The sequence below is a fragment of the Kribbella sp. NPDC051952 genome (assembly GCF_040680855.1).
Taxonomy (GTDB): domain Bacteria; phylum Actinomycetota; class Actinomycetes; order Propionibacteriales; family Kribbellaceae; genus Kribbella.
This window is the reverse complement of the sequence record NZ_JBFAXQ010000013.1, coordinates 203495-216227: the sequence shown is the minus strand read 5'-3', so window position 1 is coordinate 216227 and position 12733 is coordinate 203495. Positions and strand designations below refer to the sequence as shown.

The 12733-nt window shown below is 68.2% G+C and carries 13 protein-coding genes; 6 read left to right on the top strand and 7 right to left on the bottom strand.

What is annotated here, in order from left to right:
- Position 1: 1 nt before the first annotated feature.
- Both rplK and rplA read left to right on the top strand, forming a co-directional pair.
- Positions 2-433 (top strand): 50S ribosomal protein L11, encoded by a 432-nt coding sequence (gene rplK, locus AB0L70_RS24505; RefSeq protein WP_363687855.1) that lies wholly within the window; start codon positions 2-4, stop codon positions 431-433.
- Between the two features lie 114 nt (positions 434-547).
- Positions 548-1270 carry a 50S ribosomal protein L1 gene (gene rplA / locus AB0L70_RS24500; protein ID WP_363687853.1) on the top strand — a complete coding sequence of 241 codons (723 nt, stop codon included), beginning with the start codon at positions 548-550 and terminating at the stop codon, positions 1268-1270.
- Between the two features lie 81 nt (positions 1271-1351).
- Here rplA and AB0L70_RS24495 read toward each other — a convergent pair whose 3' ends face one another.
- Together AB0L70_RS24495 and AB0L70_RS24490 are read right to left on the bottom strand one after the other, a co-directional pair.
- Positions 1352-2209, bottom strand: a complete 858-nt coding sequence (locus AB0L70_RS24495) for a formyltransferase family protein (RefSeq protein ID WP_363687851.1) — start codon at positions 2207-2209, stop codon at positions 1352-1354.
- A gap of 66 nt (positions 2210-2275) precedes the next feature.
- A complete protein-coding gene (locus AB0L70_RS24490) occupies positions 2276-3310 on the bottom strand; it encodes an alpha-hydroxy acid oxidase (protein ID WP_363687849.1) in 1035 nt (344 codons plus the stop codon).
- 215 nt (positions 3311-3525) lie between these two features.
- Here AB0L70_RS24490 and AB0L70_RS24485 point away from each other — a divergent pair, with 215 nt between their 5' ends.
- Positions 3526-4644 (top strand): hypothetical protein, encoded by a 1119-nt coding sequence (locus AB0L70_RS24485; RefSeq protein ID WP_363687847.1) that lies wholly within the window; start codon positions 3526-3528, stop codon positions 4642-4644.
- On the opposite strand, the gene AB0L70_RS24480 is transcribed toward AB0L70_RS24485, so the two are convergent.
- Positions 4641-5144: a hypothetical protein gene (locus tag AB0L70_RS24480; protein ID WP_363687845.1), complete on the bottom strand. Its 504-nt coding sequence runs from the start codon at positions 5142-5144 to the stop codon at positions 4641-4643. The two genes, AB0L70_RS24485 and AB0L70_RS24480, sit on opposite strands and share 4 nt — an antisense overlap.
- Positions 5145-5308: 164 nt before the next feature.
- On the opposite strand from AB0L70_RS24480, the gene AB0L70_RS24475 reads away from it, so the two are divergent.
- The 3 genes from AB0L70_RS24475 to AB0L70_RS24465 are packed head-to-tail and all read left to right on the top strand — an operon-like array spanning position 5309 to position 7945.
- Positions 5309-6583 carry a sensor domain-containing protein gene (locus AB0L70_RS24475; RefSeq protein ID WP_363687843.1) on the top strand — a complete coding sequence of 425 codons (1275 nt, stop codon included), beginning with the start codon at positions 5309-5311 and terminating at the stop codon, positions 6581-6583.
- A 25-nt stretch (positions 6584-6608) separates the two neighbouring features.
- Positions 6609-7253, top strand: coding sequence for a response regulator transcription factor (locus AB0L70_RS24470; RefSeq protein WP_363687841.1), 645 nt, complete (start codon positions 6609-6611; stop codon positions 7251-7253).
- On the top strand, positions 7253-7945 hold the full coding sequence (locus AB0L70_RS24465; protein WP_363687839.1) for a DUF4097 family beta strand repeat-containing protein: 693 nt from the start codon (positions 7253-7255) through the stop codon (positions 7943-7945). Before AB0L70_RS24470 ends, AB0L70_RS24465 begins: the two co-directional genes overlap by 1 nt.
- Here the strand turns inward: AB0L70_RS24465 and AB0L70_RS24460 are convergent, their stop codons facing one another.
- From AB0L70_RS24460 to AB0L70_RS24445, 4 genes are read right to left on the bottom strand one after another with little or no spacing between them, the layout of a single operon-like run.
- On the bottom strand, positions 7946-9124 hold the full coding sequence (locus AB0L70_RS24460; RefSeq protein ID WP_363687837.1) for a mandelate racemase/muconate lactonizing enzyme family protein: 1179 nt from the start codon (positions 9122-9124) through the stop codon (positions 7946-7948).
- Complete coding sequence (locus AB0L70_RS24455; protein WP_363687835.1) at positions 9121-9759, bottom strand: bifunctional 4-hydroxy-2-oxoglutarate aldolase/2-dehydro-3-deoxy-phosphogluconate aldolase; 639 nt, start codon at positions 9757-9759, stop codon at positions 9121-9123. The genes AB0L70_RS24460 and AB0L70_RS24455 overlap by 4 nt, the downstream gene beginning before the upstream one ends.
- Before the next feature lie 11 nt (positions 9760-9770).
- Positions 9771-11360: a D-aminoacylase gene (locus tag AB0L70_RS24450; protein ID WP_363687833.1), complete on the bottom strand. Its 1590-nt coding sequence runs from the start codon at positions 11358-11360 to the stop codon at positions 9771-9773.
- A 1-nt stretch (position 11361) separates the two neighbouring features.
- Entirely contained in the window at positions 11362-12663 is a 1302-nt protein-coding gene (locus AB0L70_RS24445; protein WP_363687831.1) for an amino acid deaminase, read from the bottom strand.
- Between the last annotated feature and the right edge of the window lie 70 nt (positions 12664-12733).

The following is a 12733-nucleotide window of genomic DNA, read 5'->3' as shown; positions in this document are numbered from 1 at the left end:
AATGCCTCCGAAGAAGAAGATCGCTGCCCTGGTCAAGGTGCAGCTCCAAGCCGGTGCCGCGACGCCGGCACCGCCGGTCGGTACCGCGCTCGGTCCGCACGGCGTCAACATCATGGAGTTCTGCAAGGCGTACAACGCCCAGACCGAATCCATGCGCGGCAACGTCATCCCGGTCGAGATCACGATCTACGAAGACCGTTCCTTCACGTTCGTCACCAAGACGCCGCCGGCGCCGGAGATGATCAAGAAGGCCGCCGGTCTGCAGAAGGGCTCGGCTGTCCCGCACAAGGACAAGGTCGGCAAGATCACCAAGGACCAGGTCCGCGAGATCGCCACCACCAAGATGCCGGACCTGAACGCCCGTGACATCGACGCCGCGATGAAGATCATCGAGGGGACCGCCCGTTCGATGGGCGTCACCGTCGACAAGTAGTCATCCACCAGGTTCACCCCGGTGGACCGGCAGTAGTGGAAGGGCGATGCGATTCGCCCGCCAGAAACCACAACGCGCGAACGATGAACACCGTTCGCCACAGGAGAAGACGTAATGGCACAACGCAGCAAGGCTTACCGCGCAGTCGCGGACAAGATCGACTTCGATCACCTGTACACCCCGCTCGAGGCGATCAAGTTCGCCAAGGAAGCGGCCGGTAGCAAGAAGTTCAACTCCACCATCGACGTCGCGATGCGCCTCGGGGTCGACCCCCGTAAGGCCGACCAGATGGTGCGCGGCACCGTCAACCTTCCGCACGGTACCGGCAAGACGGCACGGGTCCTCGTCTTCGCCACCGGTGACAAGGCTGAGGCCGCGAAGGCCGCCGGCGCCGACTTCGTCGGCGACGACGACATGATCAAGAAGGTGACCGACGGCTGGCTCGACTTCGACGCCGTCGTCGCCACGCCTGACCTGATGGGCAAGGTCGGCCGGCTCGGCCGCGTCCTCGGCCCGCGTGGTCTGATGCCGAACCCGAAGACCGGCACGGTCACCCCGGACGTGACGAAGGCTGTCACCGACATCAAGGGTGGCAAGATCGAGTTTCGGGTCGACCGGCACGCGAACCTGCACTTCATCATCGGCAAGGCGTCGTTCGACGAGGCCCAGCTGGTGGAGAACTACAGCGCCGCGCTGGACGAGATTCTGCGGCTCAAGCCGGCCAGCTCGAAGGGCCGCTACATCAAGAAGACCGTCTTCTCGACCACCATGGGTCCGGGTGTCCAGGTTGACCCCAACCTGACCCGCAACCTGCTCGAGGAGCCGGCCGACGCCTGAGCTACTCAGCTCTGAGAAGCCAGCTTGAGAAGGACCCCCGGGATCTCCCGGGGGTCCTTCTTCGTTTTAGCGGGCGAGGCGTTAGCGCGTGAGCCGTAGCGGCAGATCGCCGGTCTGAACGGTCCAGCCGTCGTCGTGCTCCGCGAGGACAGTGCCCGGCGCGGCCCTCGACTCACCCAGTACGACGTCAGTCCGCGCGATCACGTACGTCGTACCGCCGAGCCGGACCGTGGCTTCGTTGGATGTCACGTTGAGCGCGGCCGCCTTCCGCCGTACGACGGCTGATGGCTCGGTCAGGTCGAGCACGCGCTCCGCATCGGTGAAGAAGGGCGCGTCAGATGCCTGCGCCGGGTCCTGCGGGATGCCGGGGTCGCCGGCCACGAGCTTGGGCACGGCTTCGTCGAGGCAGGCGCGGAGCAGTTCGCCCCAGGACGCCATGATCGCGCTGCCGTTGAGATCCTCGGGAAGTGGCGCGATCCGCTGAGCGAGGATCGAGCCGGTGTCGAACCCGGCCGCGGTCCGGTGCACGCTCGCACCGACCCGCTGGTCACCTTCGTAGATCAGCCGTTGCGGCGTCGGCCCGCGCCCGGCCGGGAGCGGTGACGGGTGACAGTTGATCGCACCGAACTTCGGAATCTCCAGGATCTCGGCCGGGATCAACCGCGGGAACGCCGCCGAGATGATCACGTCCGGCCGCAGAGCGTCGATCACCGACGCGGCCACGGTCCGCAGCTTGCGCGTGATCAGCACGTTCATGCCTTCCGGCAACTCGGTCACCATCGGCGCGCTGGCGCCGTACCTCCCGGCGTCGGGAACTGTCACCACCAACACGAGCTCGTGTCCGTTGCGCTCGGCAAACTCGTGCACCAGCCTGAAACCGGGCATGAACGCGTTCAGCCCGACAATCCGCAAACCCTCCATGCCGTGAGATACGCCCATCACGCCTCCATGGTTCCCCCGAAACAAGCCACCGGGCTGCCGACTCCTTCCATCCCAACCCGTCGATCAGCTAGGGACGATGAGGTCCGGGGTGAGGGAGCCAGGCGTCGGGTGACCGACGAGGCAGAGGGTGTGGTCCAGCTCTTCGGCCAGATCGGTGAGGAGGCGGGTGACACCGGCGGAGGAGTCCACGGTGAGGGCCCAGAGTGCGGGGCGGCCGACGAAGACGGCGCGGGCGCCCAAGGCGAGCGCGGTGAGGACGTGTTCGCCGCGGCGGATGCCGCCGTCGACGTAGACCTCGGTGCCGGTCCCGACCAGCGCCTCGGCGACCTCGGGGAGGGCCCGGGCGGTCGGGATCGAGCCGTCGAGCTGGCGGCCGCCGTGGTTCGACACGATGACGCCCGCGGCGCCCGCGTCCGCGCACCGCTTGGCGTCGTCACCGCGCAGGACGCCCTTCACCACCACCGGCAGACCGGTGCGCTCGGCCAGCCAGCCGATGCTGTCGGGGCTCAGGTCATCGGCCTTGTCCAGGTCGTCGTCACTCCAGTCGCCCTCGGGCAGGTTGGCCAGAAACTGACCGGGCTGGGACAGCTCCCAGACCGTCTGACCGTCGTCTTCCTTCCGGCCGACGACCGGGGTGTCGACGGTAAGCACGATCGCCCGCGCCCCACCCTCGACCGCGGCGTCGAGCATCCGCTCGGTGATGGTGCGGTTCCGCAGGATGTAGATCTGCAGCCACCACGGCACTCCGGCCGCGCCGAACTCGGCGAACCTCGTCCCGGCGTTGCTGGAGACCCCGAGCACCGACTTCGCCGCGAGTACGCCGCGCGCCATCGCGATCTCGCCGTCCGGGTCGGCCATCCGCTGCATCGTCGACGGTGCGACCAGGATCGGTGCGTCGACCGGCGTACCGAGGACGGTGGTGCTCAGGTCGATCGAGGAGACGTCGTTCAGCACCCGCGGCCGGAACCGGTACGCCGACCAGGCCGCCACCGCCTCGCCGACACTGACCCCACCGGCCGAGCCCTGCCGAAAGTATCGGTGCACGGCCTCCGGCAACTTCTCGGCGGCCGCGGCTTCAAGAGTGTCGATCCATCGCATGCCGCCCATGGTTGCATCGCTTCGCTCGCTGGTCCCGCGAAATAAGTTGAGGCATTGAGTAAAGTGGTGGGTATGAAGCGGTACGGGCAGCGATTTCTGCGCCCCGGGCGGCACGACAGTGCTGACGGGGTGAGGTGCTGCTGCGCTCTCTCCTGATCTGACTGCGGCCGGCCGGGGTGGATTCCTCGTCGAGACCGCTACCTGGAGAGAGACCCATGTCTGTTCTTACTACTGCTGAACTTCACGCTGCCCTGGCCCTTCGTGACCTCACCGACCCGGCTCAGGGCCCGCACGCCATCCAGTTGATCGTCGACTCCGTGCGTACGGCGCTCGCCACGACCTGGCCCTATACGGAGATCTGGACCCGGCGCGACCATCCCGTGGTCTCGCTGGCCGACAACTACGACAATCTCGGGTACGCCGGTGACGCGGTGACCCGGGAGGAGCGCTACACCCGGTACGCGTCGGAGACCGAGGTACTGCGAAGTCACACGTCGGCGATGATCCCGCCGGCCCTGCGGGAACTCGCGGCATCCGAGTCGTCCGACGTACTGATGGTCTGCGCGGGGATCACCTATCGCCGTGACTCGGTCGACTGGCAGCACACCGGTACGCCGCATCAGCTCGACCTGTGGCGGATCAGCCGGAACGTCACGCTGGGCGAGCCGGAGCTGGAGGACCTGATCGCTCGCCTCGTCGACACCTTGCTGCCTGGGCAGCAGTACCGGACGGTGCCGGCGGTTCACCCTTATACGATCCACGGCCGACAGGTCGACGTATTGCTGGACGATCAGTGGATCGAGATCGGTGAGTGTGGTGTCGCCGCGCCGCATGTGCTCCGGTTGGCCGGGCTGGACGACAGCTGGACCGGACTGGCGCTGGGGTCGGGGCTCGATCGGCTTCTGATGCTGCGTAAGGGTATCCGGGACATTCGCTTGCTCAGGTCAACGGATGCCCGGGTGATGGGGCAGATGCTCGACTTGTCGCCGTACAAGTCGGTGTCGTCGATGCCGCCGGTCCGCCGGGACCTCTCCGTTGTGGTTGATGCGTCGACGGACGTGTCGGCGGAGGTGCTCGGCGACAAGGTCCGGGACGCGCTCGGGGTGGACGCCGATGCCGCGGAGTCGCTGGAGGTGCTCGGTGAGACGTCGTACGACGACCTGCCGACGACTGCACGCGAACGTCTCCAGCTGTCCCCGGGCCAGCGGAACCTCCTGGTCAGGCTGATCCTCCGGCCGGTGGATCGGACGCTCACCGACGCCGAGGCCAATGTCCTGCGGGACAAGGTCTACCAGGCGCTGCATGAGGGTCCGGTCCTGGAGCTGATCGGCTAGCGCCTCCTGAGCTCGCGTGCTGCCACGAGGAACGCGCAGAGCGCGAGCGGGAGTTCCAGGAGGAGTGCCTCGGTCAGGGAGAGGCGGCGGTCGAACCCGGCGCCCGCTGTGCTGACGTCGAACCAGGCGTCCGCGATCAGCAGCGTCCCGGCGGCCATGGCGGTCATGACGGCGTACCTACTGCGGGTGTGCAGCAGGTACGCCGTCAGCCCGGCGGCGATCGCGGTCCCACAGTCGAGGCCGATCCAGGTGAGCTTCCAGTTGCCGGCCTGGTAGGTGCTCGGCAGGGTGGCCGCGAGGATCAGGCACCAGGGCAGTAGGACGGCCGCGACTCCGGCGGCGACGAGTGTGGCCAGCCCGCCGGGGGAGCGGCGTGGGCGGATCCGGCCGTCCAGCCGGCCCTCGGCGAGGTAGTCGTCGAGCGCGTCGGCCACGCGGTCGTCGATCGCGTCGCCGAGTCTGCCGTCGAGTGTCCTGTGCTCGGAGAGTGTCGTCGTCATGCCTTCGAGGATTCCGCCGACGGGCGGCCGACGCAGTCCGGCCAGCCCACGAACCTGGGTGGGGTTAACCCGACATGCGATCGGTGGGATATCCCGATGTCGGCCGGTTCGTGGGCGTCGTAGGTTGGTCGTGCGATCGGCGCTGACACGGGGAGGTGGTCCGGGTGACGAGTATCGCGAGTCCGGTTCCCCGGACGCCGTGGCGGCTGTGGCGGTCGCCGTACTTGTGGTTGGCAACGATCCATCTGCTCGGCGACGCGTTCGTCGTGCTCACTTCTGGTGTGCTGGTGCTGGGGGCAGTGGTGGTCACGGTCCTGGCGTGGCCGCTGGCGTTCGTCGGGATTCCGCTGACCGTTGGTGCGAACCGGCTTGTGTATGCGGTGGCGGGGTGGGAGCGGGCGCGGGCGCGGATCACGCGGGGGCAGGAGGTGCTGCCGCTGGTGCCGCCTCCGCCGACCGGGTCGCGGATCGGGGATGCTCGGGCGGCCGTGGTCGATCAGGGGTTGTGGCGGCAGTTCTCGTACTACGTCCTGCTGTTGCCGATGGCAATGGTGTGGATCGTGGCGATTCTGGTGGCCTGGTCGGTGCCGCCGGTGCTGATGGCGTTGCCGCTGTACTACACGCGGTTCGCGGCGGCGCAGGCGCAGCTCGGGCCGTTCGTGATCGACACGATGACGAAGGCGTCGGTTGCCGCGGTGATCGGTGGGGTGTTCCTGCTGGTCGCGTCGCCGGTGTTGATGCGGACGGCGTCGGCACTGGACGGGTGGTTGGCGCGGTCGTTGCTGGGGCGGTCGGAGACCGGTGCGCTGGCGGAGCGCGTGACGCAGCTGGTGACGAGCCGGCAGCAGGTGGTCGACTCGGTCGAGGCCGAGCGGCGGCGGATGGAGCGTGACCTGCACGACGGTGCTCAGCAGCGGCTGGTTTCGTTGGCGATGACGCTTGGCCGGGCCAAGAACCGGCTCGGGGACAAGGATCCGGCGGTGCGTACGTTGATAGAAGAGGCGCACTCGGAGGCGCTGCAGGCGATTGCCGAGATCCGGGATCTGACCCGCGGGTTGCATCCGCCGGTGCTGTCGGATCGTGGGTTGGACGCGGCGATCTCGGCGGTCGCGGCGCGGTCGCCGGTGCCGGTGCGGGTGAAGGTCGCCGTGGATCCCCGGCCGTCGCTGACGGTCGAGTCGATCGTGTACTTCGTGGTGACGGAGGCCCTCACCAACATCGCCAAACACGCTGCCGCAGCCCAGGCCTGGGTCTCCATCGACCGCGAGGCCGACGTGATCCGGATAGAAATAGGCGACGACGGCCAAGGCGGCGCCACCTTCACCACCGGCACCGGCCTCCAAGGCCTATCAGACCGAGTATCCGGCATAGACGGCTGGCTCCGAGTCTTCAGTCCACCGGGTGGTCCAACAGTTCTTTCGGCGGAGGTGCCGTGCTGATGAGCAGGTGTGGGGAGGTGGGGTTGTGCGGGTTGTGATTGCTGAGGATTCGGTTTTGTTGCGGGAGGGGATTGTTCGGCTGTTGGTGGAGCAGGGGTGTTCGGTGGTTGCGGCGGTGGGGGACGGGGACTCGTTGTTGAAGGCGGTGGCGGAGCATCGGCCGGATGTTTGTGTTGTGGACGTGCGGATGCCGCCGACGTTTACCGATGAAGGGTTGCGGGCGGCGCTCGTGATTCGCGAGCAGTTCCCGGAGATCGGCGTACTGGTGCTTTCGCAGTACGTCGAGGAGCGGTACGCCAGCGAACTCATCGGCGGGAACCCCGGCGGCGTGGGCTACCTGCTGAAGGACCGCGTCGCGGATGTGGACCAGTTCATCGACGGACTACGCCGGGTCGCCGGCGGAGGCGCGGCCCTCGACCCCGAGGTGATCTCCCAGCTGCTCGTGCGCTCGCGTCGAGTGGATCCGCTCGCGATCCTGAGTCCGCGGGAACAGGACGTTCTCCGGGCGATGGCGGAGGGCAAGTCGAACGCCGGCATCGCCCAGGCCCTCGTGGTCGGTGAAGGCGCGGTGGAGAAGCACATCAGCAACATCTTCCTCAAGCTCCACCTGGCCCCGACCGACGGCGAGCACCGGCGCGTACTCGCCGTACTGAAGTTCCTGGAGTCCTGATGACGACCGCGCAGCGGAGGATGCTGATCATCGGGCTGGTCCCGTTGTTGGTGCTGGTCCTCGGCGGGGCAGCCGTCGCGGTGTCAACGATCCGCGGCAAGCTCCCGTACAACTACTCCGCCTCCTACGCCCCAGGCTCCAAGGGCATCCGCGTAGAGACCGAGGTGCCGACCCAACTGCTGGCGAGCGTCGACGGGCAGGTGCACGTGACCGTCGACGGTTCGTACGGCGCCGCGAAGCCGGCCGTCCAGGTCTCGACGGTCAGCGACCAGCTCACCATCGACACCAGGTGCCCGGATTCGCACTGCGAGGTGGATCTGACCGTCGAACTCCCGGCCGTGTCCGCGGTACAGGCGAAGGTCGGGCGCGTCTCGCTCACCGTCGTCGGGGTCGCGTCCCCGCTGACCGTGGACTCCCTCGACGGTTCGGTGACGATGACCCGGCTGCGGAGCCCACGGGTCTCGGTCGACGCCCAACGCGGTTCGGTCGACCTCATGTTCGACGACGTACCCAACCAGGTCACCGCCACCGCCAGCGATGGTTCTCTCACCGTCCAGCTTCCCCGGTCCGCGACGTACGCAGTCGATGCCGTCGCGGCCCAGGGCACGACCAAGCTCAAGGTCCCCAGCGACCCGACCTCCACCAACCGCCTCTACCTCCGCACGAGCTACGGAAGCATCACCGTGCAGTGATCAGAGCCGTGAAATCTGCGTAGGCCCGAGGTCGTCATGGAGACGGACGCCGTGACCCGGCGTCGTCGGCAGCACAATCTCATCGCCGGCCACCGTCGGGTACCCCTCTGCAAGCTCGGCGTACCAAGTGCGGATGAACGAGCGAGCGGTCTCCTGGATCAGACCGTTCGGCTGGCTACAGACGAGGTGAGTCGAGACAGCCAGCGAAACCGGCCCGGTGCAGTCGTGCGGCGCGATCGGCACCGAGAAGGTGTCGGCCAGCGACGCGACCTTCGCAGCCTCGGTCAGGCCGCCAGTCCACCCGATATCGAGCGTCGCCACGTCGACCGCACCCGCCTGGAACAGCGGCAAGAACCCCCGCCGACCGGTGCACGTCTCGCCGGTCGCGATCGGCATCCCGATCTCCGCCCGCAACGCACCCAGCGCAGCCACAGCGTCAGGCCGCAACGGATCCTCGATCCAGTACGGCCGGAACTCCGCCAGCGCCCGCGCGATCTTCGCCGCCGCGGTCCGGGTCCACAGCCCGTGCAACTCGATCATCAGATTCATCTCGAGCCCGACCTCGGCCCGGATCGCCGCGACGACCTCGAGCCCGGCGGCCAGCTCCCGCGGCGTGATGTCAGTGCCGTTGCTCGCCTCGGCCGCCTGATCGAACGGCCAGATCTTCATCCCCCGGATACCCTCGTCCCACAACTCCCGCGCGAGCCGAGCCGGGTGGTGCATGAACGCGTACAGGTCCTCGTACTGACCGTCCTCCGCCACACCCCAGTTGGACGAGTTCTGCCGCGTCGTCGCGCTGACGTACCGCACGCCGGCGCAGGTGTTGTACGTCGGGATCCGGTCGCGCACCGCCCCGCCGAGCGATCGGGCCAATGGCAGACCGGTGGCCTGCCCCATCAGATCCCACAACGCGATGTCGACCGCGCCATTACCCCGCTGTTCGGCACCGCTGCCCTGATAACCGACGTACGGCGTGAGCAGCGCCGCCATCTGCTGCGGGGACGGATCGTCCAGCCCGAGCAGGACGGGCGCAACCGACTCGTGGATATAGGTCTCGACAGTCCTAGCGCCGTAGAACGATTCGCCGAGTCCGGTCAGTCCGGTGTCGGTGTGCAGCCGGACGAAACACAGGTTCGACTGAACCCGCGGGCGGATGGTCTCGACCGCGGTCACCTTCATGACTGGAGTGCGGCGCAGAAGGTCTTGGCCTTCGTGGTGATGGTGTCCCAGTTGGCCGCAGCCACGTCGGCCGGCGCGACCACGTCCGTACCGGCGCTGACGGCAAGAGCACCCGCGTCGAGGAAGTCCCGGGCGTTGCCGGCGTTCACCCCGCCCGACGGGATCAGCGGTACGCCGGGGAACGGGCCGTTCAGGTCCTTGAAGTACTTGGGTCCCAGCTGGTGCGCCGGGAAGATCTTCACCGCGGCCGACCCGAGTGCCAGCGCGGTCATCACCTCCGACGGCGTGAAGGCGCCGAGGATCACCGGGATGTCGGCAGCGCCCGCCAACGAGGCGATAGCAGCCGCCTCCGGACCCTGACCTGGCGTGACGAGGAACTGCGCCCCTGCATCGATGGCCTGTTGTGCCTGCAGCCCGGTCAGGACAGTACCGGCGCCAACCACCGCACCCGTCTCAACAGCCGTCGACGCGGCCCGCTCGAGGTGCCGGGGAAGGTCGGGCGTGGTGTAGGTCAGTTCGACCACATGGATGCCGCCAGCAACCAACGCGGCACACAGATCCCGGGCATCGGAGATCTCCGGCGCCCGGACGACGGTCAGCACCCGGTCGGCCCGCAGCAGATCCAGCGTAGACATTGAGGTTCCTCTCAGAGGTTGGTACGCCGGATCGCGTGACCCGGCAGTGCGTCGGTGCGATGGCCGTCGTCGATGACGGGCGTCCCGTTCACGAACACGTACGGGATCCCGATCGCCTGCTGGCGGGGTTCCTCGAAGGTCGCCGTATCGCGGACGGTGGCGGGATCGAACAGCACGAGGTCAGCCACGTATCCCGGCCGGACCAGCCCGCGATCGGTCAGGCGGAGGCGGCCAGCCGGCCGACCGGTGAGGTGGTGGATGCAGTCCGCAAGGTCTAGGACACCGAGCTCCCGGACGTAACGGGCCAAGTAGCGCGGGAAAGTACCCCACGACCGCGGGTGCGGCTTCCCGCCGACCAGGATCGCGTCCGAACCGCCCGTGTGGCTGCGGTGACGCATGATCGTCTGGACGTTCTCCTCATGCCCGACGTGCTGCAGGATCGAGGTCGCCAAGTCGTCGCGGATCAGCAGATCGAAGAACACGTCGGCGGGCGCCTGCCCACTCTCGGACGCCAGCGCCGCGATGGTCTTCCCGACCGCGCCGGCCACCGCGTCGTGCCGGACGCCGCCGATCTCGATGGTGTCCCACTCGATCACGCAGCCGTGGCAGCCGTCCGATCCGAGGTTCTCCATCTCGTAGGTGATCCGCTCGCGCGCGGCCGGATCCCGCAGCCGGGCCACCAGTGCGTCCGGACCGCCCTCGGCCGTCCAGCTCGGCAGGATCGCCGCCAGGGTGGTTGCCCCTGGCAAGTACGGATAGGTGTCGGTGGTGACGTCGATCCCGGCCGCGAGTGCCTTGTCGATCATCGCGACCAGCTCGGCGCCGCGGCCCCGGTTCGGCCCGAAGTTCATCACCGCGTGGGTCAGGTGCAGCGCGCAGCCGGACCGGCGAGCCACCTCGACCATCTCGCCGTACGCGTCGAGCGCGCCCTCGCCGTACGAACGCTGGTGCGGGCCGTAGTAACCGCCGTACTGCGCGACGACCTCGCAGAGCTCGACCAGTTCGTCGGTGGTGGCGAACATCCCCGGTGTGTAGGTGAGCCCGCTGCTCATCCCGACCGCGCCCTGCTCGAGCCCTTCGGCCAGCAACCGCTTCATCTCGTCCAGCTCGGCCCGGGTGGCCGGCCGGTGTGAGGTGCCGACGATCATCATCCGCAGCGTGCCCTGCGGGACCAGGTACGCCGCGTTGCAGGCGATCCCCTGGTCGAGCCGGTCGAGGTACCCGGCGACTGTCGACCAGCTGAAGTCGAAGTCGTCTGGCTCACCGTTCCACCCGGCGATCTGACGTCGTACGGCGGTCCGGGTCGGGTCGTCGATCGGCGCGAACGACAGGCCGTCCTGGCCGAGCACCTCCAGCGTGACCCCCTGGCTGACCTTCGCGGTGTGGTCCGGATTCGCCAGGATCTGCAGATCGGAGTGGGCGTGCATGTCGATGAACCCGGGCGACAACGCCAGCCCGTCCGCGTCGATCGTCCGCCGCGCCGTCGGCAGATCGTTGCCGACCGCCACGATCCGGCCGGCGTCGACCACGACATCGGCCCGGACGCCGGGTGCGCCGGAACCGTCCAGGACCACGGCCCCCGTGATCAGCAGATCGGCCATGTCAGAAGAACGTCCGGACCAGGTCGACGACGACCGGGTCGGCCGCATCCGGGTCGTCCACGACCGGGATCAGCCCCCACTTGTCGAACGCCGTACACGGATGGGACAGGCCGATCCGTAGCTCGTCGCCGATCACCACCGGGACCTCGCCGAAGGTCAGGAAGCCGTGCTGGTCGTTGAGCTTGGTGACGGTCATCCCAGTTGCCTCGAGCACCGGCTCTCCGTCAGCGCGGGGACGGATCAGCTGCGGCTCCGGCATGTCCTGGTCGAACGGCAGATCACGCTTGCCCGCATCGAACAGCGCCAACCCAGGCTCGGGTTGCGAGACGATCCGGATCCACCCGTGCATGGCTGGTATCAGCTGCTCGCCATCCGTCCGCGGCGTCTCGCCGAGTGGGGACACCCGGCGGTAGAGGCCGTCGTCATGGGCGATGTACGCACCCGACCGCAGCACGACCCGGGCGCCCTCGCCAGTGAGGTCCGCGAGCACCTTCGCGACCTGCTCGAAGTACTGACTCCCACCCGCGCTCACCACGGGTACGACGTCCGACGGGTACAGATCGCGCAACCGGTGATGGACCTCGACCAGATCACGCAGGTACTCGCGGACCTCCTCGAGGTCGGCCTCGTCCACCCCATGCCCGATCGCACCTTCGTACCCGGCGACCCCGGCCAGCCGCAGCGTCGACGCCTGCGCGATCGCGTTCCCGACGGCCACCGCGGTCTCGGCATCCCGGGCGCCGGTCCGGCCGCCGATGCCACCGACCTCGACCAGTACGTCGAGCGGTCGCGCGTCAGGACCGACGTACGCCGATCGCGCCGCCTCCATGATCTCGATGGTCCGGACCGAGTCGGCCCAGACCAGCACCTCGAACTCAGGGTCTGCCGCGAGCTCGTCGGCGATCCAGCGCAGCTGCAGCGGGGAGATCACCTCGTTCGCGATCAGCACCCGGCGGAAGCCGTGCGCCCGGGCCACGCTGAGCTGGAAGACGTTGGCCAGCGTGATCGCCCAGCAGCCGGCGTCGAGCTGCATCGCCCAGAGCGCAGGCGCCATCGTGGTCTTGCCGTGCGGCGCGAGCTCGACGCCGTGCCGCTGGCACCAGCTGGCGAGCGTGTCCACGTTGTGGCGCATCCCGGCCGCGGACAGTGTCATCAGCGGAGTGGGCAGCTGGGACAGCCGGGGCTTGCCGGCCAGGACCTCGGCGACGGTCTTGCCCCAGAACGCGGGTGGCAGGGCCTTGTCCTGCCAACTGACCTGCTGCTCGGCGAGAGCGGCGACGGCGTCGGCATCGTAAGCAGGCATCGAGTGTCCTCTAACGTGGGTGGTTGCAGATTATGCAACGCTCATTGCGTAATCTGACCTGACGGTTGTA

Excerpts from the sequence above, each read along its gene's own strand:
- rplK (WP_363687855.1), top strand. The coding sequence starts at position 2 with ATGCCTCCGAAGAAGAAGATCGCTGCCCTGGTCAAGGTGCAGCTCCAA.
- rplA (WP_363687853.1), top strand. The coding sequence starts at position 548 with ATGGCACAACGCAGCAAGGCTTACCGCGCAGTCGCGGACAAGATCGAC.
- AB0L70_RS24495 (WP_363687851.1), bottom strand. The coding sequence starts at position 2,209 with ATGGGCGTATCTCACGGCATGGAGGGTTTGCGGATTGTCGGGCTGAAC.
- AB0L70_RS24490 (WP_363687849.1), bottom strand. The coding sequence starts at position 3,310 with ATGCGATGGATCGACACTCTTGAAGCCGCGGCCGCCGAGAAGTTGCCG.
- AB0L70_RS24485 (WP_363687847.1), top strand. The coding sequence starts at position 3,526 with ATGTCTGTTCTTACTACTGCTGAACTTCACGCTGCCCTGGCCCTTCGT.
- AB0L70_RS24480 (WP_363687845.1), bottom strand. The coding sequence starts at position 5,144 with ATGACGACGACACTCTCCGAGCACAGGACACTCGACGGCAGACTCGGC.
- AB0L70_RS24465 (WP_363687839.1), top strand. The coding sequence starts at position 7,253 with ATGACGACCGCGCAGCGGAGGATGCTGATCATCGGGCTGGTCCCGTTG.
- AB0L70_RS24460 (WP_363687837.1), bottom strand. The coding sequence starts at position 9,124 with ATGAAGGTGACCGCGGTCGAGACCATCCGCCCGCGGGTTCAGTCGAAC.
- AB0L70_RS24455 (WP_363687835.1), bottom strand. The coding sequence starts at position 9,759 with ATGTCTACGCTGGATCTGCTGCGGGCCGACCGGGTGCTGACCGTCGTC.
- AB0L70_RS24450 (WP_363687833.1), bottom strand. The coding sequence starts at position 11,360 with ATGGCCGATCTGCTGATCACGGGGGCCGTGGTCCTGGACGGTTCCGGC.
- AB0L70_RS24445 (WP_363687831.1), bottom strand. The coding sequence starts at position 12,663 with ATGCCTGCTTACGATGCCGACGCCGTCGCCGCTCTCGCCGAGCAGCAG.